This is a genomic window from Nocardia sp. NPDC055002 (genome assembly GCF_053608825.1).
On sequence record NZ_JBSGWE010000006.1, the window covers coordinates 457,211 to 482,158 of the forward strand.

The following is a 24,948-nucleotide window of genomic DNA, read 5'->3' on the forward strand; positions in this document are numbered from 1 at the left end:
GGGGAAGTGGGTCAGACGCTGGCGGTGAGCAACTCGCCCGCGTTGATGGTCGGGTCGCCCTTCTTCCAGTTGCAGGCGCACAGCTCGTCGGACTGCAGGGCGTCGAGCACGCGCAGCACCTCGTCGACGTTGCGGCCGACCGAACCGGCGGTCACCGAGACGAACTGCACCTCGTTGTTCGGGTCGACGATGAAGGTGGCGCGGTCGGCGACACCGTCGGCGTTGAGAACGCCGGCGGCGGTGGCCAGTTCACGCTTGAGGTCCGACAGGATCGGGAAGGGGAGGGTCTTGAGATCCTCGTGCTGTGCGCGCCACTGGAAGTGCACGAACTCGTTGTCGACCGAGGCGCCGAGCACCTGCGCGTCACGATCGGCGAACTCCTCGTTCAGCTTGCCGAACGCGGCGATCTCGGTCGGGCACACGAAGGTGAAGTCCTTGGGCCAGAAGAACACGATGCGCCACTTGCCGGCGTGGTCGTCGCTGGTGATCTGGGTGAAGTAATCGTCGGGCTGCTGCGCGTCGACCTTGGAGAGGTCGCCTCCGATGACGGCCTTGAGGTTGTATGCCGGGAACTGGTCGCCGATGGTCAGCAGAGCCATGCTTCGTCTCCTCATTCGTGGTGTGGTTGATGTCAGCCTACTGAAAGGTAAAGCCGATTGCTGGTCGTACACTGATAGGTGTGAGTGATCAGACTTATCAGCCAACCCTGTCGCAGCTGCGTGCGTTCGTGGCCGTCGCCGAATACCGGCATTTCGGCACCGCCGCAGCGCGTTTGACTGTGAGTCAACCCACGTTATCGCAGGCACTGGCATCACTGGAAAACGGACTCGGGCTCCAGCTGATCGAGCGCAGCACCCGCCGCGTGCTGGTGACCGCCGCCGGAATGCGACTGCTGCCGCAGGCCATGGCGACCCTGGAAGCCGCCGATCGATTCGTGGCTTCGGCGACCGGCGACACCCTCGGCGGCACACTGCGTGTGGGCATCATTCCGACCGTCGCCCCGTATGTGCTGCCCGGACTGCTGCCCGAGTTGCGCCGCAAACTGCCCGGGGTGCTGCCCCAGGTGGTGGAAGACCAGACCGCGCGGCTGCTGGACGGGTTGCGCACCGGTGTGCTCGACGTGGCGGTGCTCGCCTTACCGACCGAAGCCAACGGCTTGGTCGAGATCCCGCTCTACAGCGAGGAATTCGTGCTGGTCACGCCCCGCGGACACGACCTCGCCGGCCGCACCGACCTGGCCGCGCCCGCTCTCGCCGACCTGCCGTTGTTGCTGCTCGACGAGGGTCACTGCCTGCGTGATCAGACTCTGGACCTGTGCCGCTCGGCCGATGTGCAACCCGGGACGGTCGGAGATACCCGTGCCGCCTCGCTGACCACGGTCGTGCAGTGTGTGGCCGGCGGGCTCGGGGTGACGCTCATCCCGGAGATGGCGGTGGCCGCCGAGACCGCGCGCGCGAATCTGGACACCGCGCGCTTCGCGGCCCCCGCTCCCGGCCGCACGATCGGGCTCGCTTATCGAGGGTCTTCCGCGCGGGCCGCGGATTACGAATACCTCGCGGCGGTCATCAGATCCAAGCGCCCTTTCTGATCTGCGCAATGCTGGTGTGACAGTGAGCTCGGTGTAGAGCCTGCGAATTGTCGTCGTTGTGGAATAAATTTCGCAAAATGGACTTTTCTCCGCTCGACACCGGAGGGCGAGCGGATATTTAACAGCGCAAATCAAATAACTATTCGGCGATCCAGCGATGCATCAGTTGCTTCGACCGGCTCGCGAATCATCGCAGTTAACTATTGGCATTCACGTGTTCGGGAATGCTGTAGCCGGGGAGTTCGGTCCACAGCCCCCACGACACGGTATAGCGATCGGAGCGGTGCGGCAAGGGTCTGTGCGACCTTTGTGGATCGATTCCGAATCGTGCTGAATTCGGTACCCGATGCATGTTCCGCGGGCGATCCGACTATGGGCGGACGGCCGGGACCGCCCATCGGAGAGGATGTCGACCAGGGGTCGGCCTGGTCGGGGTGCCGATCGCCACAACGGCGGTGTCCTAAACGTCGTTCCCTGTGTTCGTGACCATGTTGAAAGGTTCCGGAAATCTGATTCGGCAACTTTGCGGCTATATAATCGACCTCTTGAAGTGAGCGGTATGAACGGAGGTCGATATGGGCCGAAAGAGTCGCGTCGATGGCAGTCAGGACCGGTCGAAGCGGTTGGAAATCGGCTCATTCCGTTATTCCCGAAAAAAGAATTCCGGTAACGGTTCCGGCACTGATTCCAACGGCAGTGGACACCCGTCATTCGAAATCTTCCCGCTGACGGCGGCGCAGCGGGGGATCTGGTTTGCCCAGCATCTCACGGAATCGTCACCGATTTCTGTGGCCCAATACGTCGAGATCGCGGGCGAGGTGGACGCCGAGCTGCTTGCCGAGGCCTGCCGAACCGCCAGTCGTGAGTTCGGATCCGGACACACGCGACTGATCGAGGTCGACGGAGAGCCCTGTCAGTTCGTCGACGAGGACCGTGGAGGTCCGGTATCGGTCATGGACTTGCGCCATCACACCGATCCGGTGGCGACCGCCCGCGCGATGATGACTCAGGACTATTCCGCGCCGCTGGACATGCTGAACGACGACCTCGTGACGAGCATCGTGTTCCGGGTCGGCGAGGACCATTTCCTGTGGTACCAGCGCGCGCACCACATCGCGCTCGACGGATTCGCCGCGGTAACGATGCTGCACCGGATGACCGAGTTGTACAACGCTTGGGTGAAGTCCGAGGAACCGGCATCGTGCGCGGCGCAGGACCTGGGGGTCATCGTCGAGCAGGATCTGGCGTACCGGGGTTCGACGCGTTTCGACAACGACCGCAGATACTGGCTGGAGCATCTGGCAGGCGCGCCGCCCGCTGTCAGCCTGGCCGGTCGCGTCGGCAAGCCCACCATTCATCCGGCGCTGGTCAGCACAGAGCTGCCCGACGCCACCGCGCGGCTGCTCGACAGTGTCGCGCTCGAACACGGTCAGAGCGTGGCTCCGACCATCGTCGCGGCATTCGCCGCCTATCTCGCGCGAATGACCGGAAGCGACGAAGTAATGCTGAGCCTGCCGGTTTCGGGTCGGCACTCCGCCGTGCTGCGCCGTTCCGGGGGGATGGTGGCGAACGTGGTCCCGCTGCGGGTGCGGGTGGCCGGCCGCAACGTCGGTGAACTGATCGCCGCGGTGCAAAGTGAGTTGACGAGTGCACTTCGGCGGCAGCGCTACCGCCAGGAGGACATATTCCACGATATGGGGATCGCGCGCGACGAGGCGGCGTCCTTCGGGCCTGCTGTGAACCTGATGCTGATCGAGAACGAGGTGGTGCTCGGCAACACGACAGGCCGACTGAACGTCCTCACCTCGGGCCCTACCGCCGACCTTTTCGTCAATATCTATCCGGGTGCGGGCAAAGACAGTACGCATATCGACTTCCAGGGAAATCCGAATGCCTACACCCCGGACGAGCTCGCTGGTCACCACCGGCGATTCCGCATGTTCCTGCACGAGTTCCTCGCCGGGGGAGCGGAATATCCGGTCAGCGGATTGTCACTGCTCGACGTGCACGAACGGTCCACGCTGCCGCGAGTGCGGGGGCCGAGCGGAGTCGAAACACGGCTGCTTCCCGAGATTCTGACCGAGAGCGCGCGCCGCAATCGCAGTGCGTGCGCGATCACCTCGGCCGGACAGACGATGACCTACGGCGAGCTGGACGACAGATCCTCCCAGCTGGCCCGGCATCTGACAGCGCTGGGTTGTGGCCCGGACACAGCGGTGGCGATCATGCTGCGACGCTCGGTCGAATCCGTCGTGGCGACCTGGGCGGTCGCGAAATGTGGGGCCGCGGTCGTCCAGCTGGCCCCCGAGTACCCGCGCAAGCGGGTAGAACACATGGTCGCCGACAGCGGCGCGGCCGTGGCGATCACGATCGACGAGCTGCGCGACCAACTCCCACCGGCGACGCGTTGTGTGGTTCTCGATGATCCCGCGACCCTGGGGGAAGACGGCGCCGGCAGCGGGCCGATCTCCGACTACGACCGGATCCGGCCACTGCGCCCGTCCAATATCGCCTACATCACCTATACCTCGGGATCCACCGGAACGCCGAAAGGCGTCCAGGTCACGCACACCGGCCTCGCGAATCTGATTGCCGACCGGGCCGCCACCTACGGAATCGACACGACCGCTCGGGTGTCGTATGCGCTCTCGCCCAGCTTCGACGCCTCCATGGAACAGTTTCTGACCTGCTTCGCGAGCGGATCCACGCTGGTGATCGTGCCGCCCGAGGTGACCGGCGGCGAGCCGCTCACGCGACTGCTGGCCGACGAGCACGTGACCCACCTGACGCTCACGCCCACGATGCTGGCAACCGTGGACCCGGATCCGGCGACCGACGTGCGCGTGCTCGTGGTCGGCGGCGACGTATGTCCACCGCACGTCATCGAGCGGTGGGCGCCGTCGCTGTCCATGTACAACGAATACGGTCCCACCGAAGCCACCGTGACCGCCGCCGGCGCCATGCTGAGACCCGGCCACGCCCACCTGGTCGGTGGCCCCATTCGTGGCGTCGCGGCGATGGTGCTGGACCGAATGCTGCAACCGGTGCCGAACGGCACCGCGGGCGAGCTGTATCTCGCCGGGCCGGGATTGGCCCGCGGATACAGCCATCTGTCCGTCGAAACCGCCGCCCGGTTCGTCGCGGATCCGTACGGCGGCGCCGGCGAGCGGATGTACCGCACCGGCGACCTCGCACGCTGGACCGGCGACAACGCCGAGATGACGCTGGAATTGATGGGACGCAGCGACTTCCAGGTCAAGATCCGTGGCTACCGGATCGAACCGGGTGAGATCGACGCCGCGCTGACCACACACGAGGACGTGGATCTGTCCGTGACGGTGCCGGTGCCCAACAACGCGGGCACGACCGTGCTGGCGTCGTATGTGGTCCCGGTCAGCGGCCGTCGGATCGAACCGCTCGAACTCCAGCGCTTCGCCCGTGATTCGCTGCCGCCGCAGATGGTTCCGGCGGTGATCATCGCGTTGGACAGCCTCCCGGTGAACGCGTTCGGCAAGCTCGATCGCAGCGCTCTGCCGAAGCCGGAATTCGGGACCGCGCCAGTCGGCCGGTCGCCGGCCACCGCCCGGGAGAAGGCGGTCGCACGGCTGTTCACCGAGGTGCTCGGCGTGCCTCTCGTCGGGGCGGACGACAGCTTCTTCGCCCTGGGCGGCGACAGCATTCTGTCGATCCAGCTGGTGGCGCGGGCCAAAGCCGATGGCCTGAGTTTCTCCACCCAGGATGTGTTCGTGCACAAGACCGTTGCGGGCTTGGCGGCCACGGCGACGACAGCGAGCGATACGCCCGAGTTGGCGGAGTTGCCCGGAGGCGGCGAAGGACCGATGCCGTTGTCGCCGATCATGTGCGCAATGCTGGATCGGGGTCACTACGACCGATTCGCACAGGCCGCGCTCGTGCAACTGCCCGAAGGGGTCGACCGTGCGGGCCTCGTGCGCGCAGTGGGATCCCTGCTGGACCGCCACGACATGCTGCGCGCGGTATTGCGCGGCGATTCGGCTGATCGCTACGTCGAGGTGCTCGAGCGGAACGCGGTCGACCCGGACGCCGCGCTCGTCGATGTTCGCCTCGATCGACGTGACGCCGCCGAGGTCGACCGGCACCTGCAGGAGGCCGCCGATCGATTGGACCCGGGCCGGGGGGTGCTCGTTCAAGCCGTCTGGATGCAGGATCGCGACGGCTCGGGACCGGACCTGATGTGGCTGGTGATTCACCATCTCGCCGTCGACGTGGTGTCGTGGCGCATCATCCTCGCCGACCTCGCGCGGGCCTGGTCGCAGATCTCCGCCGGCGGCGAACCGGATTTCGGCCCGGTCACCACCTCGTTCCGGCGGTGGGCGCACGGCCTGGTCGAGCGGGCACCGGCCAGACGGTCGGCGGAACTCGACAGGTGGAAGGACGTCCTCGCGCCGGGTGATCAGCTACTCGGATCGCGCCGTCTGGTTCCCGATTGTGACGTCGGCGCCACGGCGGGCCGGGTCCATCAGCGCATCCCGGCAGCGGTCACCGAGGCGGTTCTCACCACCATTCCGGATCGCTTCCACTGCAGCGCCAACGATCCGCTGCTCGCGGCGCTGGCATTGGCACTCGGTGAGTGGCGGCGCAGGCGCGGTACCGCGGCGGCCGCGGGCGAGTTGATCTCGCTGGAGGGACACGGCCGCGAGGAGCGGGCCGTGCCGGGCGCCGATCTCAGCGGCACCGTGGGCTGGTTCACCACACGCTTCCCGGTCCGGATCGACTGGGACGGTGTCGATCTCGATGACGCGCTGGCCGGCGGCGTGAGTGCTGGGCTGGCGATCAAACAGGTGAAGGAGAAGTTGCGGGCGGTGCCGGGCAACGGCATCGGCTACCAGGTGCTGCGTCATCTCGATCCCCAGGGCAGTGCCGAGCTCGCGGACCTGCCCGAACCTCAGATCAGCTTCAACTACCTCGGGCGGGTGAGTGTCGGTGAACGATCGATGCCCTGGGCGCCCACCACCGAGTTCACCGCGCTGACCGCGACGAACGATCCGGGGATGGCGCTGCCGGCCGTGCTCGATGTCAATGCGATCGCCGAGGAAGGAAGCGACGGGCTCGAACTCGACGTGACCTGGGAGTTCGCCTCGCAGGTAGTGGGTGGCGAGGAGGTCGACGAGCTCACCGGGCTGTGGGCTCGCGCGCTGGGGGCACTCGCCGATCACGTCCGATCCGACACCGGCTACGGCTTCACTCCCTCCGACTTCCCGCTCACCGCCGTCTCGCAGGACGATGTCGACCACTGGCTGGGGAAATACCCGTCGATGATCGATGTATGGCCGCTCACCGCCTTGCAGACCGGGCTGCTGTTCCACACCATCTACGACCGCGACGGCGACGATGGCTACATCGTGCAGGTGGCGCTGACATTCGCCGGGCAGGTGGACGGTGCGCGGATGCGCCGCGCCGCGCAGGTGCTCATCGACCGGCACGACAGCCTGCGGACCGCGTTCGTCGAGAGTGTCGACGGACCACGGCAGATCGTCCTGCGCGACACCGAAGTCGAGTGGGGCGAGTCGAATCTCGCCGGCATCAGCGATGCGGGCAGGCGGGCGCGAGCACTTCGGCGACTCGCGACGGCGGCCGTGGCTCCGTTCGACCCGGCCCGTCCACCGCTGGTGCGTTTCCACCTCGTGCGCACCGGCGTCGACACTTTCCAGTTGCTGGTCACCAACCACCACCTCGTGCTCGACGGCTGGTCGATGCCGCTGCTGATCCACGAACTGCTCTCGTTGTACACCTCCGATGGCGACACCGCCGAGCTCGCGCCCCCACGTTCGTACCGAGAGTATCTGCGGTGGCTGCAGGCACAGGATCGTGATGCCGCAACCGCCGCGTGGCGGGAGGCGCTCGCCGGAATCGACAGCCCGACACGGGTCACGGGCAGGCCGGATCGGTCCGTCGCCGCGCACGTCGGTGAGGTCGACCTGAACCTGGACGCGGCGACCACCGCCGCGCTTCTCGATCTGGGCCGCTCACACGGCGTCACTGCCAACACGGCCCTGCAGGTGGCGTGGGCACTGCTGGTCGCGGCGCAGACCGGACGGTCGGACGTGGTCTTCGGCAATACGATCGCGCACCGCCCGCCGCAGATTCCGGATGTCGAGCGCATGGTCGGGCTTCTCGTCAACACCCTGCCTGTCCGAGTCCGCCTCGAACCCGGCGAAACCGTCGGAGACCTGCTCGTCCGCGTGCAATCCGAGCAGGCCGCCATGCTGGACCACCAGTACGTCGGCTTGGCGGAGCTGCAACGGGCCACCGGCATCACCGATATGTTCGACACCGCGACGGTGCTCGAGTCCTATCCGCTCGACCGGGACCTGCTGGCGCGCGATCTGTCCGACGCGGGCTTGCGGTTCGTCGAGATCGACGCACACGATGCCACGCCGTATCCACTGAGTTTGCAGGTGTCCCCGCCGCGGTCGAGTCGCGACCGGCGATCGGATGCCGCCGACGAGCCGAGCACCTACACAGTGACGCTGAAGTTCGCCACCGATCGATTCGATTCGGACGAGGTCCGCACGCTGCTCGAACGCTTCGAACTCCTTCTCACGCAGATCGTCAGGTATCCCGCCCGCAACGTCGCCGCGATCTCCTCCTGCTGGGATTCCGAATGCGCGGAACTGCTTTCGGTCGGCAGCGAGGCGCCGCCCGCCGCGGAACTCGTGCTGCGCGACATCCTGTGGGGGACCGCGCGCAGGTATCCGGATGCTGTGGCCCTGCGCAGCGGTGACACCACGTGGACCTATCGTGAGCTCGAGCGCCGCGCCGACCGGTTCGCTCATCTGCTGGCCCGCCATGGTGCTCGCGCCGAGTCGATCGTCGCGTTGGCCGTTCCCCGTTCGGCTGAACTGGTGGTCGCGATCTGGGCGGTGGCGAAGGCAGGCGCCGCCTTCCTGCCCTTGGATCCCGGCAATCCCGCCGCGCGGATCGCGGAGTTGCTGTCCGACTCCCGGACCGGTCTCGGCGTGACGACCAGCGATGTCGCGCCGAGTCTTCCGGATACTGTCGACTGGTTGATACTGGACGCTACGGCTTCGGATGCTGACGAGGATCTACCACGTCTGTCCGACATCTCGGCCGGGGGCGATCGGCTGTCGGCCGACAACGCGGCATACGTGATCTACACGTCCGGATCGACCGGTAAACCGAAGGCGGTCCACCTCAGCCATCGCGGCCTGGCCGACCTCGTCTCGGCGCAGGTCGACGCCTTCGGTGTCGGTCCGGGTTCGGTGGTGCTGCAGGTCGCGTCGCCGGGTTTCGACGCCTGCTTGTCGGAGTTGCTGTTGGCGCACGGTAGTGGCGCCGGTCTCGTGGTGTCGCCGCCGGAGGTGTACGCCGGCGCCGATCTCGAGGAATTGCTTCGATCGCAGCAGGTTTCGCACGCGATCATCACCCCGTCGGTGCTGAAGACCATGGATCCGACGCGGACGCCGTCGTTGACATCGCTCGCGGTCGTCGGCGAAGCCACCGAGCCGGACACCGTGAACCGGTGGGGGCACGGTCGACGGCTGATGAATCATTACGGACCGACCGAGTGCACGATCTGGGCGACGGGGTCGGACGCCCTGGTGCCCGGCGAACCGGTGACGATCGGCGGCCCGATCCGGGGCGCGTCCGCGATGGTTCTCGACAGGTGGCTGCGACCGGTGCCGGTCGGTGTCGTGGGCGAACTCTATATCGGTGGGCCCGGACTTGCCCGCGGATACGTCGATCGACCGGACGTGACCGCGTCGCGCTTCGTCGCGGATCCGCGATCGGTTCGCGGCGAACGGATCTACCGCACCGGTGATTCCGTGCGCTGGGTGCGCGGTCGCGCCGGACTGGCGCTGGAGTATCTGGGCCGAGGCGATCAGCAGGTCAAGATCCACGGCCTGCGGATCGAGCCAGGGGAAATCGATGCTCACCTGGCTCTGCACCCGGAGGTGGCGAGCGTCGCGACCGTCGTGGTGAAGGGGCCTGCCGACGAACCGGTTCTGGTGTCCTATTTCGTCTCCCCCTCGGGCGCCGCGGTAGACGTGGCGGCACTCGGCGACGATCTCTCGCGCACACTACCTCGCTATATGAATCCCGCGGCGATCGTGCAGCTGGAGGAGATGCCGCGCACACCCACGGGAAAACTCGATCGGAAAGCACTGCGGCAGCGGGCTTTCGATTCCCACGCCACGGACGGCAGAATGCCGTCCACGCATGCCGAACAGGTCATGGCGAGACTCTTCGCCGACGTGCTCCATCTCGACACCGTGTCCGCCGACAGCAATTTCTTCGCGCTCGGCGGTGACAGTATCGTCTCGATGCGACTGGTGGCGCTGGCGCGATCGGCCGGGCTCACGCTCACGCCGCGAGATGTCTTCGAAGGCAAGACAGTTGCCGCCCTCGCCGCGATGGCCGGCGGCGATGTGGCTCCGCCGGTGGAACGCGTTTCGGACTCTCCGCTCGTCGCTCTCACCCAATCCGACCTCGATCGGCTCGAGCAGCAGTACCACGGCCTGTCCGACGTCTGGCCGTTGTCGCCCATGCAATCCGGTCTGCATTTCCACTCGACGTTCGATCCGGATGCCGGGGACAACTACACCGTCCAGACGATGATCGGATTTTCCGGCGAGGTCGACGGTGAACGCCTGCGCCGTGCCGCGCAGGCCGTGGTCGACCGGCACGATATTCTGCGGGCCGCCTTCGTGGAGACCGTGGGCGGGCCGCGCCAGATCGTGCTCGACCATGCCGAGATCGGCTTCCGGGAGATCGATCTCGCCGGTGACGGCGGCGCGGAACTCCCGGCCGATGCCGCGACGATCGCCGCAGCGGACGCGGCGGCGGGATTCGACCTGTCGGCTCCGCCGCTGCTGCGCTTGACGCTGATCCGTCTCGACGCGGGGTCCTTCCGGCTGCTCGTCACGAATCACCATGTGATCCTGGACGGCTGGTCGATGCCGCTGCTGATGCGCGAACTACTCGACTACTACGGGTCTCCCGCCCATATCGACTTCGCCGGACCCGCACCCTCCTACCGCGACTATCTGTCCTGGCTGGGGCGGCAGGACACTGCCGCATCCAAGGCGGCATGGGCACAGGCCTTTTCGGATGTCGACGCACCCACCCGGGTGTCCCGCGACGTGCTCGCGACGGGTTCGGTGTCCGCCGCCGAAATCGAGGCCGAGCTGACGGCAGATCGTTTCGGAGAACTCCGTCGAGTGGTGGCCGAGTCGGCCGTCACCATCAATACGGCGGTCGCCGCGGCCTGGGCTCTGAATCTGCGGGTACTGACCGGTGAGACCGATGTGATCTTCGGATCCGCGGTGTCGGGACGGCCACCGGAGTTGCCGCGGGTCGATCAGACGCTCGGCATGTTCCTGACCACGATTCCCGTGCGAGTCCCGCTCGACCCCACCATGACGGTGCGCGAGTTGCTGACCGGCATACAAGAGCGGCACGCTCGCATGCTGGATCATCACCACATCGGCCTCCCCGAGATTCACCGCAGCGTCGGTCTGCCCGAACTCTTCGACACCGCCGTCACCTTCCAATCGTTTCCCGTCGACCGGACGGCACTGCAGCAACTCATCGAGTCGGCGGGCCTGCGAGTGGACGAACTCAGCGGTGTCGACGCTACGCCGTACCCGTTGAGCCTGGTCGTGGCACCGAAACAGTCCGCGCACGGCCAAGCACAGGCACTGCGGATCACCCTCCGTTTCCACGACCACGCGTTCGGCGCCGCGGCGGCGCGCCGGATCCTCGACCGCTTCGTCGCGTTGCTCGGCCGGGTCGCCGTCGACGCCGACGTACGGCTGGGTGAGCTGCCGCTCGACGAGGAACCGGGGCCGTCGTGGCCGGTTTCGGGTGCGCGACCGGCGATCCCGGACACGCTGGACCGGATCCTCGCCGCTCGCGCTGCCGCCGAACCCGCCGCGATCGCCGTGCGATGCGGTGCGACCGCCATGACGTACCGGCAACTCGACGAGCGATCCACCCGTCTGGCCCGGATCCTGTTGCGGCACGGCGTCCGTCGGGGACAGGTCGTCGCCTCGGTGCTTCCGCGATCCCTCGCGGCAACGGTGACCCTGTGGGCCGTGGCGAAGACCGGTGCCGCGGTCCTGCCGATAGATCCGACCCTGCCATCGGAGCGGATCGACTTTCTGCTGTCGGATTCGGCAGCCGTGCTCGGGCTGACCGACTCATCCGCCCGGACTCACCGTCCCGACGGCGTCGACTGGCTGTTCCTCGACCAGGAGCAGATGCTCGGCGACGCGGATTCGGTTCCCGCTGTGCCGATCATCGATGCCGAACGCGGCGGACCGATTCGGCGGGATCAGACCGTGTACGTGAGCTACACCTCCGGGTCGACCGGTATGCCCAAGGGCGTGCTCGTCAGCCATCGCGGCCTGGCCGACATCGTCGCGGCGCAGCGGCGGATTCTGGGCGTCGACCCGAGCTCGGTAGTGCTGCAGGTGGCCTCGCCCAGCTTCGACGCCTCGGTGTTCGAGTTGTTGATGGCCCACGGCTCAGGCGGCCGACTGGTCGTCTCGCCTCCCGATGTCTACGCCGGACCCGAGCTGGCGGATCTGATCGGGCGCGAACATATCTCGCACGTGGTGATCACTCCCTCCGCGCTGGCGACACTCTCGTGCGACGGTCTCGAGGGGCTGCGTGTGCTGGCAACAGCCGGTGAGGCGGTCGGGCCGGAACTGGTCGACCGGTGGGCGCCGCATCGCACCATGGTCAATCTCTATGGGCCCAGCGAAAGCACGATCTGGGCTACCGCCAGCGACGCACTGGCGCCCGATGCCGCGATCACGATCGGCAGGCCGGTCGGCCCCGTCGCGGTCGTCGTTCTCGATACCTGGTTGCGGCCCGTGCCACACGGTGTCGAGGGCGAGCTGTATCTGTTCGGTCCCGGCCTGGCCGATGGGTACGCCGCCAGGACGGGGTTGACCGCGTCGCGGTTCGTCGCCTGCCCGTTCGCGGAGCCGGGTCAGCGCATGTACCGCACCGGCGACGTGGTGCGCCGTGGCGTCGATGGCGACCTGGAGTTCGTGGGACGCAACGATTTTCAGGTGAAGGTGCACGGCACCAGGATCGAGCTGGGGGAGATCGACGCGGTGCTCGACGCGCGGGCGGATGTGGCGTATGCGGTCACGGTGCCGCGCCGCGACGGCGGGCGAGCGGTGCTGCTGGTGTCCTATGTCGTGGCTGCGCCGGAGGCGGAGGTATCGGGCGAGCAGTTGCGTGCGGCACTGGCCGAGGTGTTGCCCCGGTACATGGTGCCGTCCGCGGTGATGGTGCTGGACGAGGTGCCGCTGACCGTCAACGGGAAGCTGGATCGCGATCGGTTACCCGAGCCGGTTTCCGTCACGCGAGAATTCCGGGCGCCATCGCCAGGGGTGGAAGAGCTGGTCGCGCGGACATTCGAGCAGGTGCTCGACGTGGACCGGGTGGGAGTCGACGACGACTTCTTCGCGCTGGGCGGCGACTCCCTGAGCGCCTCGATGGTGGTGGCGCGCCTGGGCGCTGCCCTGGATACGCGGGTACCGGTGCGGTCGGTTTTCGAGGAGCCGACCGTCGGCGGATTGGCCGGTCTCGTCGCGGCGCTCAGCGGTGGGGGCCGGTTGCCTCTGCTGCCGGGAGCGCACCCCGACTCCGTGCCGCTGTCGCTGGCACAGCAGCGGATGTGGTTCCTGAACCGGTTGGAGCCGGATTCGGCGGTGCACAACATTCCGGTGATGCTGCGGCTGTCGGGACGGCTGGACACCGAAGCGCTGGCTGCCGCGCTCGCCGATGTGGTCGCGCGCCACGAAGTATTGCGGACGATATATCCAGAAGTCGCCGGTGAGCCGCGCCAGGTCGTTCTCGACGAGACCGCGGTGCCGGTGCGGGCGGTACGAGTGCCCGCGGATTCCGTCCCGGAGGTGGTGGGCGAGTTCGTGCGGCGTGGATTCGATGTGACCGTCCGGGTGCCGATACGAGTGGGATTGTTCGAACTCGGCACCGAGCGCGACAGTGACACAGGAGAATTCCTGCTGGTGCTCGTGGTCCATCACATCGCGGGCGATGGTCAGTCGATGGGGCCACTGGCCCGTGACGTGATGGTGGCGTATGCCGCGCGACTGGCCGGGCAGGCACCGCTGTGGGAGCCGCTCGCAGTGCAGTACGCGGATTTCGCGTGGTGGCAACGGCAGATGCTGGGGGCCGCGGACGATCAGGCGTCGTTGATGTCGGAGCAGCTGGAGTTCTGGCGCTCGACACTCGCGGGCGCACCGGACCGGCTGGAACTTCCGGCCGACCGCCCACGCCCGGCCGTCGCATCGCTGTCGGGAGGCCGGGTACCGGTGGAGATCGATGCGAGGCTGCACGAGCGGCTGGTCGCGCTGGCACGGTCGAGAGGGTCGTCGCTGTTCATGGTGATGCACGCGGCGCTGGCAGCGGTGCTGGGGCGGCTCAGCAGCAGCGATGACGTGGTGATCGGCACCCCGGTCGCGGGACGGGGCGAGCCTGGTCTGGACGACCTGGTGGGGATGTTCGTGAACACGCTGGCATTGCGGACCCGGGTGGATACGGGCGAGCCGTTCGCCGAGTTGCTGATGCGCACCCGGCAGACGGACCTGCTGGCGTTCGAGCACGCGGACGTGCCGTTCGAGCGGGTCGTGGAGGAGTTGAACCCGGAGCGATCGGCGGCACGACATCCGTTGTTCCAGGTGGCCTTGGCGTTCCAGAACGTGTCGACGATCGAAGTGGTGCTGCCCGAGGTCCGGGTTGCCCGGGCGGAGGTGGATACCGAGGCGATCCAGTTCGATCTGCAACTGGTGCTGGCCGATTCATCCGGCAATGCCGCTGTGGCGCAGGGTATGTCGGGGATGCTGACCTTTGCCCGGGATCTGTTCGACGAGGCGACCGCGGCGGCGATCGTCCGGCGGCTGGTGCGGGTACTGGAAGCCGTCGCCGACGATCCGGCCGTGGTAGTCGGCGATATCGACTGGCTGGAAGCCGGCGAGTGCTCAGCGCTCACCTCGCGGGTCGGGGCGCACACCGTGGCGGCGCTGGAGCCGTCCGGACTGCTGCCGGAGGTGTTCACCTCGGCCGTGCGGGACAACGGCGACGGTATCGCCGTCGTCGCGGGGGATGCCACACTGTCGTATGCGCAGCTGGACGAACGATCGAGCCGGCTGGCGAGGGTGCTGATCCGCCGTGGCGCCGGACCGGAGAATCCGGTGCTGGTGGCAGCGGCGCGGTCGACGGAGTCCGTCGTCGCGTGGTGGGCGGTGGTGCGGTCGGGTGCGCCTTACGTGCCGGTCGACCCGAGCTATCCCGATAGCCGGATCGAGCAGATGGTGTCGGATTCTGGTGCGACGCTGGGGGTTACGGTGTCGTCGGTGCGCGCCCAGCTGCCCGATTCGGTGGACTGGATCGTGCTCGACGACCCGGCCGTCGCCGCGCGGATCGACGCGGCGGCGAGCGGCCCGATCGGCGACGACGAGCGTACGCGGCCGCTGCGGGCCTCGGATGTCGCCTACGTCGTCTTCACCTCCGGATCCACCGGAGTGCCCAAGGGCGTGGCCATCACACATTCCGGCATCGCCGGCTTCGTCGCGGGGCGGCGCGCCGACCGCGAGCTACAGCACACGTCCAGGGTGTTGCATTTCGCGTCGCCGTCGTTCGACGCCGCGGTGATGGAGATCCTGATCGCGGCCAGTCGAGCCGGCGCGCTGATCGTGGCGCCGACGGGGATCTACGGCGGCGACGAACTGGCCGAGTTCTTGCGCGTGCAGCGGGTCACCCACGCCTTCATCACCCCGGCCGCGCTCGCGTCGGTGGATCCGGCCGGACTCGACGACTTGCGGATGGTGATGTCCGGTGGTGAGGAGGTCCCGGCGGATCTGGTGAGCCGATGGGCGGGCACCGACGTGGCGGGCGCCCGGAAGTTCCAGGTGCTGTACGGGCCGACCGAGGCCACGATGCTCGCCACGGCGACGCGCGCGCTGCGACCGGATGATCGGCCGACGATCGGTGCTCCACTGCCGGGAATACAGGCGCTGGTCCTGGACGACCGGCTGCGCCCGGTGCCGGTGGGGGTGGCCGGAGAGTTGTATCTCGCGGGTCCGGCGCTGGCGCGCGGATACCTGAACAGGGCGGCTCTCGACGCGGTGCGGTTCGTGGCGCATCCGTTCGGGGAACCGGGAAGCCGCATGTACCGGACCGGTGATGTGGTGCGCTGGAATACCGGCGGCGACCTTGAGTTCTTGGGGCGCAACGATTTCCAGGTGAAGATCCGCGGTTACCGGGTGGAGCTGGGTGAGATCGACGCGGTGCTGAGCGCGCGGGCGGAGGTGGCCTACGCGGTCACGGTGCCGTGGCGTGCGGGCACCGGTCCGGCACAGTTGGTGTCCTATGCGGTGCCCGAAACCGGCGCGAACGTCTCGGGCGAACAGTTGCGCGCGGCGTTGGTCGAGGCGCTGCCGTCGTACCTGGTGCCCGCCGCGGTGATGATCCTCGACGCGATCCCGCTGTCGCCGAATGGAAAGCTCGACCGCGCGGCCCTGCCCGCACCCGTCGTCCAGGTCAAGCGATTCCGGGCACCGGTGTCACCGGCGGAGGAAATAGTGGCGGGCGTATTCGCCGACGTCCTCGGTAACGATGGTCCCGTAGGCGCCGACGACGACTTCTTCGACCTCGGCGGCAACAGCCTGGTGGCCACCCGGGTAGCCGCGCGGATCGGTGCCGCGCTCGATGTGACCATCCCGGTGTCGATGATCTTCGAAGCGCCGACGGTCGAGAGGTTGGCCGCGCGCGCCGAATCGCACGCCGATACCGGTCGGGTAGCCCTGACCGCGCAGCCGCGGCCGCAGCGAATTCCCCTGTCGTACGCACAGCAGCGGATGTGGTTCCTGAACCGGCTCGAGCCCGGCTCTGCCGCCTACAGCATTCCGATGGTGCTACGGCTGTCCGGTCAGCTGAATGTCGACGCGTTGCGTGCGGCGATCGAGGATGTACTGAATCGGCACGAAGTACTGCGGACCGTATACCCGTACGCCGAGGGCGAGCCGTCGCAGGTGGTCCTTTCCGCCGCTGACGCCTCTGCGCCGATCACCGTGACCGCGGTCGCGGAACCGGAACTGGCCGAATCGTTGTCGGCGTTCGTCTCGACGGTGTTCGATGTGACGGTCGAGGCGCCGGTGCGGGCACGGTTGTTCGAGCTCGGCCGGGACGAGTGGGTCTTGGCCGTGGTGGTGCATCACATTGCCTGCGACGGGTCGTCGCTGGGCCCGCTGGCACGGGACATGATGACCGCGTACACAGCTCGCCTGCTCGGGCAGTCGCCGAGTTGGCCGCCGTTGCCGGTGCAGTACGCCGACTACGCGATCTGGCAGCGGACGGTACTGGGGGGCGAAGACGATCCGGAGTCGCTGCTCCGTGCCCAGATCGACTACTGGACGCGCGAGTTGGCCGAGCTCCCGGTGGTGCTGGGGCTGCCGACCGACCGCCCGCGTCCGCCCGTGCAGTCCCATGCGGGCGCGAGCGTACCGATCACCGTCGGCGCCGATCTGCATGCGGGATTGCAGCAGGTCGCGCGAGCACACAACACGACGCTGTTCATGGTCTTCCATGCTGCGCTGGCGGCCACGCTGGCCCGGCTGGCCGATACCGACGATATAGCGATCGGCACGCCGTTCGCGGGACGCGGCGAGCCCGAACTCGACGATCTGGTCGGGATGTTCGTCAACACCCTGGTGCTGCGGACCCGGTTGACGCCGGGGATGACGTTCACCGAGCTACTCGAACACCAGCGGGGGACCGATCTGGCCGCGTTCGGGCATGCCGATGTTCCGTTCGAGCGCCTGGTGCAGGAGCTGAATCCGGTACGGTCGCACGCCCACCATCCGCTGTTCCAGGTGATGCTGGCGTTCCAGAACGTCGGCGGGGCCCAGTTCGAACTTCCGGGGCTCTCGGCGTCCGCCGCGACGGCCGACACCGACCTCGCACTGTTCGATCTGCTGATCACGATGTCGGATTCCTATGACTCCGCCGGTGACCCGGCCGGCATCAGCGGCGGGGTGATCTACGCGAGCGACCTGTTCGACGCCACGACAGCGACAGCGATCGTCGATCGCCTGCTGCGATTGCTCGGCGAACTGGTGACCGATGCGACACAGCCGGTGCGCGAGGTGGATCTGCTCGGCGCCGATGAGCGGGAAACCATCCTGACGCAGTGGAATTCGACCGATCACCGCCTCCAGCCGGAGGAGACGCTGCCCTCCGTCTTCGCCCACTCCGTGCAGGCGCGAGCGGACCAGCCCGCGGTGACAGCCGGAGAGCAGACATTGACCTATGCGGAATTCGCGTCCCGCGTCAATCGGTTGGCGCGGTGGTTGATCTCCTGCGGAGTGGGGCCGGAGTCGTTGGTGGCGCTGCGGATGCGGCGTTCACTGGACCAGGTCGTCGCCGTCTACGCGGTGCACGCCGCCGGGGGCGGATACGTGCCGGTTGATCCGGACCTGCCGGCGGACCGCATCGACTACATGCTGTCCATCGCCGCACCGGTGCTGGAGTTGTCGTCCCTCGACGGGCTGGAGCTGTCGGGATTCGATGACGGGCCGGTCACCGACGCCGATCGGCTCGCACCGCTGCGCTCGCACAATGTCGCGTACGTGATCTTCACTTCGGGGTCGACCGGTCGACCGAAAGGTGTTGCGGTATCGCACTGTTCGGTGGTCAACCAGGTGCGGTGGGTCAACGAGACCTACGCGCTGACGCCGAACGACGTCGCGATGCTGAAGTCCCCGGCTACGTTCGACATGTCGGTGTGGGAGTTGTTCGCGCCGCTGGCGGTGGGCGCGCGGCTGGTGATCGCGCGGGCGTACGGGCATACCGACCCGGCCTATCTCGCCGAAACCATTGCCGCTCAGCGGGTCACGGTCGCCGCGCTCGTGCCGTCGATGCTGGCGGTACTGGCGGACATGGCGCCCGCGCGGTCGCTCGAGTCGGTGCGCACGCTCCTGGTGGGCGGTGAGGCATTCGACCCCGAGACGGTGGCGGCGGCACGGCGAACAATGCCCGGGGTCGCGTTGCACAATCTGTACGGGCCGACCGAATGCACTGTGTGCGCGACCGCGCATCGGCTGACCGAAGCCGAGAGCGCGAACATGCCGATCGGCTCACCGGTGTGGAACACGCGGGCGTACGTACTCGACGACCGGCTACATCCGGTACCGCCCGGCGTCGCCGGGGAGCTGTACCTGGCGGGCACCCAGCTCGCGCGCGGCTACCAGTCACGTCCGGGCCTCACCGCGGAACGGTTCGTGCCCGACCCGTACGGTGACGGCCGGCGCCTGTACCGCACCGGCGACCTGGTGCGCTGGCGCCGCAACGGCGAATTGGATTACCTGGGCCGCACCGATTTCCAGGTGAAGCTGCGCGGCCTCCGTATCGAACTCGGCGAAATCGAGGCAGTACTCGCCGAGCACCCCAGCGTCGCGCGGGCGATCGCTGTGGTGCGCCCCATCGGCACGATGGAGCACCTCGTCGGCTACCTGGTGCCTGCCGCGGGCGCCACGGTCGATACCGCGGCGGTGGCGGCGCACGCGGCGACCAAACTGCCCGACTACATGGTGCCCGCCACGATGATGGTGCTCGACACGGTGGCCTTCCACTCGTCGGGCAAGCTGGACCGTCTGCGGCTACCGGAGCCGGTGCTCGCGGTAGCGGAGTTCCGGGAGCCCTCGTCGTGGCTGGAAGGTGAGGTCGCACGGGCCTTCGGAACGGTACTGGGCGTGGATCGGGTGGGCGCCGACGACGACTTCTACGCATTGGGCGGCAACTCGCTGAAGTCGGTGCAGGTGGTGAGCGAGTTGCGCAAGGAACTCGACTACGAGGTTCCGATCAGCTGGATGCTGTCCGACCCGTGCCCGGCCGACCTGGCGAAGCGGATCGAATCCAGAATCCGCTCCGGTCCCGCCGCCGACGGGGCCGATGCCGGCTTCGACACCCTGCTGCCGATCCGCACCGGTGGTGAGCGAGCCCCACTGTTCTGCATCCACCCGGCCGTCGGCCTGTCGTGGTGTTATCGCACCCTCGACCACTACCTCTCCGACGGTCGACCGATCTACGGCATCCAGGCGCCACAGATCGCCGGCGAGATCCCCGGTCCGACATCGATCGAGGAAATGGCCGCCCGCTACTTCGACGAGATTCGCGCGGTCCAGCCACACGGTCCCTATCACCTTCTCGGCTGGTCACTGGGTGGCGCGATCGCCCATGCCATCGCCGTCGAGATGCGCGCCGCCGGTGAACAGGTCGCGCTGCTGGCGCTGCTGGACGCCGAAGTGGGCGGTGTCGACGCGTCGACGCTGCGCGCCGTCACGGCCGGTGAGCTGATCAGCAATCTCGGCCCGGTCATGGGCCTTGATTTCGTCGACCCCGATGCGACTGCCGAGGAGGCCGCCGACTTGATCGAACGGCATCTGGGGAGCAGCCTCGGGATCGACGCCGCCCGGATCCAGCGCCTGACCGATGCCTACAACCTGGCGATCCGGGCAGCCGGTGCCTGGCGTCCCGCGGTCTTGGACAGCGACATGCTCTATTTCACCGCGACACGCGACAGACGATCCGATGCCGCGGGCCACGAGGGATGGGCGCGGGTGGTCCGCGGCCAGATATCGATTTTCGACATCGACGCGGCCCACCTCGAAATGACCCAACCGGATGCGATCGCCCAGATCGCCCGGATTCTCAACGCGCGACTGGATCGATGACCGGATAGCCCCGCGCGAGGACACGGTCAGCCGTCCGCGCCGGGGGTGCTCCCACCCCGCGGCTTCAGCTGGTGCCGGCCCGCGGCGGCGTCGTTCCGGTTGCGGCGCCGACCTGGTCGCCTGCTATTTTGAACGTTGTTCAATTCTGTAGCGAAGGATGTCTGCGTGCCCGAAGTCGAGAAGTCCCCGAAGTGGGCAACCGCGTTCACCGCACGGGACATGGCGCAGATCGCGGTGTTCGCGGCCCTGATCGCCGCGCTCGGCCTCCCCGGCGCGATCACCGTCGGATTCAGCGGAGTGCCGATCACGCTGCAGACGCTCGGGGTGATCCTCACCGGTGCGATCCTGGGCGCGCGCAAGGGCACGGCCGCGGTGGCGGTGTTCATCGCGTTGACGATGATCGGGCTGCCGCTGCTGTCCGGTGGCCGCACCGGACTCACCGCGCTGGCCTCGCCGACCGCCGGGTACCTGATCGGCTGGATTCCGGCGACGCTGGTCATCGGGTTGTTGACCGCGATGATCCTGCCGAAGTATCCGATCGTGTTCGGTCTGCTGATCAACGCACTCGGCGGCATCGTGATCATCTACCTGTTCGGCACCGCGGGACTGCTGGTACGCACCGATCTCGACCCGTGGGCGGCGGTGTCGACCAACTTCGCGTTCGTACCGGGTGACCTCGCCAAGGTCGTGATCGCCACGGTCGTCGCCAAGGGCGTGCATCGCGCGTATCCCGGGCTGATCCGTGGCTGATCGCAGCGCGTCGTGAGCGAGATCGTCGTCGAGGCGGTGGGTCACCGTTTCGGTGACCGGACCGTGCTGCGCGACATCGATCTGCGGATCACCGAACGCCGCGTCGGCTTCATCGGCGCCAACGGGTCGGGCAAATCGACGCTGGCCCGCATGCTCAACGGACTGCTGAAGCCGACCACCGGCACCGTCACCGTCGACGGGCTCGACGTCGCCCGTAAGGGCGCGCAGGTGCGGCGCAAGGTCGGCTTCGTGTTCACCGACCCCGATACCCAGATCGTGATGCCGACGGTCGCCGAGGACCTCGCGTTCTCGCTGCGCCGCAGCGGTCTGAGCAAGTCCGATATCGCCGCACGGGTCCAGCGGATGCTCGACCGCTTCGGCCTCGCCGCGCACACCGACCATCCGGCGCACCTGCTCTCCGGCGGACAGAAACAGCTGCTGGCCATCGGTTCGGCGCTGATCCGTGAGCCCGAGGTGATCGTCGCCGACGAACCGACCACGCTGCTCGATCTGCGCAACGCGCGGCGGGTCTCGCAGGCGCTGAACTCCCTCGATCAGCAGGTGATCGTGGTGACCCACCAGCTCGGACTGCTCGACGGGTTCGATCGAGTCGTGGTGCTGGACAACGGTTGCGTCGTTTTCGACGGCGCGCCGGTGGCGGCGATCGACGCGTATCGGCACCTGATCGAATGATCGGCCTGTACTGCCCCGGCGACTCGCCGCTGCACCGGATGCCCGCGGGGGTGAAGCTGGCGCTGTTGCTCGGTTCGATCCTGGCGATGACGGTGTTCGTTCGCGGGCCGCTCGGTGTGCTGGTCGCCGTGGCGCTGGTGGCCGGTTTGTTCGCGCTCGCCCGCGTCTCCTGGCGGGTGGCCTTCGCCCAGGTACGCCCGGTGCTGTGGATGACCGCGATCATCGGGGTGTTCCAGCTGCTCACCACCTCGCCGACGCGGGCGGTGGTGGTGTGCGGGGTGTTGCTCGTATCGGTGGCTCTCGCGGCCCTGGTCACGGTGACCACGCGGGTGAGCGCCATGCTCGATGCGCTGACTCGCGCGCTCGGCCCGCTGCGTCGCGCCGGAGTGAACCCGGAGCGGGTGGGTCTGCTTCTGGCGCTGGCCATTCGGTGTGTTCCGCTGCTGGCGCAGATCGTCCACGATGTCGGCGAGGCACGGCGTGCGCGCGGGGTGTCGTGGTCGGCGACCGCACTGGTCACACCCGTGCTGGTGCGGGCATTGCGGACCGCCGACGCGATGGGGGAAGCCCTGGCCGCACGCGGGGTCGACGACGACTGAGGTCGGCCTTGCCATTCCTAGACGACCGGTCGTATAGTTCTCGCATGGCACGACCACGGCGCAGCGACGACACGAGAGCGCAACTCATCGAGGAGGGCGCGGTCGGCCTGCTGTCCAACGGCTACCACGGCACCGGCATCAAGCAGGTGCTCGACAAGGTCGGGGTGCCGAAGGGTTCGTTCTACAACTACTTCGACAGCAAGGAGAGCTTCGCCCAGGCGGTCATCGAGCATCACTCGCAGTGCGTGCAGCGCAATCTCGCCGCCGCGTTCGCCGTGGCGCCGGACCCGCTCAGCGGTGTCCGCGCCTTCTTCGCCACCCTGACCGACGATTTCGTCGCCTCCGAGTACACCGGCGGCTGCCTGATCGCCAACCTCGGTGGGGAACTGGAAGGCAGTGAGCTGCTGCGGAAGTCGCTGTCGGATGCCTGGGCGGTCTGGCGCGACGGCATCGCCGGCGCCTTGGGTGAGGCGCAGGCGCAGGGCACCGTGCGCGCCGACATCGATGCCGTGGATCTGGCCGATCTCCTGCTCGAATCCTGGGAGGGTGCGGTGATCCGGATGAAGATCGACCGCACCGTCGAGCCGCTCGACAAGTGTCTGCGCCGGCTGCTCGACGACTACTTCCGGCCGTAACTCCCGTCGGCGCCGATCCGGCGCCGATCTGATCAGCATCGTCGGCCTTCGGGGCGGCCCCCTGTGGTCGCCATTAAAAGACGACCGGTCGTATATCTATTGAAAGGATCAGTTCATGTCCACATCGAAGACGGTCATAGTGACCGGTGGTTCCAGCGGCATCGGGCGTGATGTCGCGCGTGCTCTCGTCGCCCGCGGCGACAACGTCGTTCTCGGCGGGCGCGACGCGGACAAGCTCGCAGAGGTTGCCGCCGAGCTGGCCGCGCCCGAACAGGTGGCTGCCGTGGTCGGTGACATCGCCTCGCCCGCAACGGGTTCAGCGTATGTGCGCACCGCGCTCGATCGGTTCGGCCGAGTCGACGCGCTGATCAACAGCGCGGGCGTCTTCGGGGCCACGCCGTTCGTCGACGTCACCGAGGCCGAACTCGATCGCTACCTCGGCGGCAATCTCAAGGGCACCTACTTCACCACCCAGGCCGTCGTTCGACAGCTGCTCGCCCAGGGCGAAGGTGGCAGCATCGTCAACATCGGCACGGTTCTGATCGACCACGCCCTCGCCGGCCTGCCCGCCTCGGCCGCGCTCATCAGCAAAGGCGGTGTGCACGCGCTCACCACCAGCCTGGCGGCCGAACTCGCCTCCGCCGGAATCCGGGTGAACGCGGTAGCCCCCGGCATCATCCGCACGCCGCTGTTCGGCGACGGCGACGAGCGCGCGTCGGGCGCGCTGGCACTGCTGAACCGGATCGGCGAGGTCGCCGACACCACCGCGGCCGTGCTGTATCTCACCGACGCCCAGTTCGTCACCGGCCACATCCTGCCCGTCGACGGCGGCTTCGTTTCCGGCCGAGCCGCCTGAATCAGCGAAAAGAGCTACTACGCAACGGATTCGGGTGCGCAGCGCCCCGACCTCCGGTCATCCTGTGAGAGCTGCACCCATCGAAAGGATACGCTCATGCCGTACGTGAACATCAAGGTCACCGACGAGAACGTCACCCCGGAACAGAAATCGCAGCTCATCAAAGGCGTCACCGACCTGCTCTTCGACGTGCTCGGCAAGGCGCCCGACAGTACTTATGTCGTGATCGACGAAGTGCCGCTGACGGATTGGGGTGTCGGTGGAGTGAACGTCGCCGAGTATCGCGCCCGTCGCGCCGCCACGGAGTGAGTTATCGGTACCGGGCCGTCGGCTCAGTGCCCCGGCTCGGGCACCGTCACCGGGCGAGAGCGCGGGGCCGACTCACAGTGGGCCGTCGAACTCGATCGAGGCGTCCAGGGCGAACCAGCCCATGGACGTCAGTTTCGCACCGCGCTTGAAGTAGCTGGGTCCCAGCCACAGACCCGGTTCTATCTCGCGCAACTCGTCGTAGATCCGGTGGGCGGGACCGGGCCTTCCGGCCCGGAGATCGTCGTAGTCCAATCGCACGGCCGCACGTCCGTCGACCGAGGACGCGCCGACCGTTGCCACGAAGTTCAGTGCCCGCATACCGCCGAGCAGGCGGAAGATGTTGTGCCCGAATGCCATCCCGCCGTCCACGTGACGAAAGGACTTGCCCACCCAGAAGTAGGTGGGACGGTCCATCAGCGGTCCGAGCAACCGGGAGCCGGTCGCGGGAAAGGACCGCATCACCAGATCGCCGGTCAGCCGGCCGAAATCTGACGCTGTCGTTTCCGGCGCCGCGGTGAACAGCTGCGTGAACGCGGCGATACCCGCTGCGGACAGGGCATCGAGGCGCGGACGTCGGTCAGATGGTCGGTGGACCGGCATCTGACCGTTCGCGGACAACGGTGTCGGCTTCATGGGCGGACTCGATTCTGTCGGAACTCGGTCCTCGCATCGTGCCAAGTGGCGGCGCCACCTGTGCCGTTTTCGCCGGAGGCGACGACAGCGGGCCGCGACGCATACTGCGTCGCGG

The 24,948-nt window shown here is 67.6% G+C and carries 10 protein-coding genes; 8 read left to right on the forward strand and 2 right to left on the reverse strand.

The features are described 5' to 3' along the window. Window positions 1–11: 11 nt before the first annotated feature. Window positions 12–599 (reverse strand): peroxiredoxin, encoded by a 588-nt coding sequence (locus ACWF99_RS25730; RefSeq protein WP_056811330.1) that lies wholly within the window; start codon window positions 597–599, stop codon window positions 12–14. An 80-nt stretch (window positions 600–679) separates the two neighbouring features. Here ACWF99_RS25730 and ACWF99_RS25735 point away from each other — a divergent pair, with 80 nt between their 5' ends. The 8 genes from ACWF99_RS25735 (at window position 680) to ACWF99_RS25770 (ending at window position 24,200) form a co-directional block, all read left to right on the forward strand. Further along, window positions 680–1,588 (forward strand): hydrogen peroxide-inducible genes activator, encoded by a 909-nt coding sequence (locus tag ACWF99_RS25735; RefSeq protein WP_378626641.1) that lies wholly within the window; start codon window positions 680–682, stop codon window positions 1,586–1,588. Window positions 1,589–2,211: 623 nt separating this feature from the next. After that, the gene (locus ACWF99_RS25740) at window positions 2,212–20,358 is read left to right on the forward strand and encodes an amino acid adenylation domain-containing protein (RefSeq protein WP_452537611.1); all 18,147 of its coding nucleotides are present in this window, start codon (window positions 2,212–2,214) and stop codon (window positions 20,356–20,358) included. A gap of 219 nt (window positions 20,359–20,577) precedes the next feature. Beyond that, window positions 20,578–21,108, forward strand: a complete 531-nt coding sequence (locus ACWF99_RS25745; RefSeq protein WP_378628276.1) for a biotin transporter BioY — start codon at window positions 20,578–20,580, stop codon at window positions 21,106–21,108. Window positions 21,109–21,120: 12 nt separating this feature from the next. Next, window positions 21,121–21,801 (forward strand): energy-coupling factor ABC transporter ATP-binding protein, encoded by a 681-nt coding sequence (locus ACWF99_RS25750; protein ID WP_378626642.1) that lies wholly within the window; start codon window positions 21,121–21,123, stop codon window positions 21,799–21,801. Then, window positions 21,798–22,400, forward strand: coding sequence for an energy-coupling factor transporter transmembrane component T family protein (locus ACWF99_RS25755; protein WP_378655448.1), 603 nt, complete (start codon window positions 21,798–21,800; stop codon window positions 22,398–22,400). Before ACWF99_RS25750 ends, ACWF99_RS25755 begins: the two co-directional genes overlap by 4 nt. Window positions 22,401–22,444: 44 nt before the next feature. Next, window positions 22,445–23,035 carry a TetR/AcrR family transcriptional regulator gene (locus tag ACWF99_RS25760; protein WP_378626644.1) on the forward strand — a complete coding sequence of 197 codons (591 nt, stop codon included), beginning with the start codon at window positions 22,445–22,447 and terminating at the stop codon, window positions 23,033–23,035. A gap of 115 nt (window positions 23,036–23,150) precedes the next feature. Then, window positions 23,151–23,891, forward strand: coding sequence for an SDR family NAD(P)-dependent oxidoreductase (locus ACWF99_RS25765; protein ID WP_378655453.1), 741 nt, complete (start codon window positions 23,151–23,153; stop codon window positions 23,889–23,891). 96 nt (window positions 23,892–23,987) lie between these two features. Beyond that, window positions 23,988–24,200: a tautomerase family protein gene (locus ACWF99_RS25770; RefSeq protein ID WP_378626646.1), complete on the forward strand. Its 213-nt coding sequence runs from the start codon at window positions 23,988–23,990 to the stop codon at window positions 24,198–24,200. Window positions 24,201–24,272: 72 nt separating this feature from the next. On the opposite strand, the gene ACWF99_RS25775 is transcribed toward ACWF99_RS25770, so the two are convergent. Further along, the gene (locus ACWF99_RS25775; protein WP_452537599.1) at window positions 24,273–24,833 is read right to left on the reverse strand and encodes a hypothetical protein; all 561 of its coding nucleotides are present in this window, start codon (window positions 24,831–24,833) and stop codon (window positions 24,273–24,275) included. Window positions 24,834–24,948 lie beyond the last annotated feature (115 nt).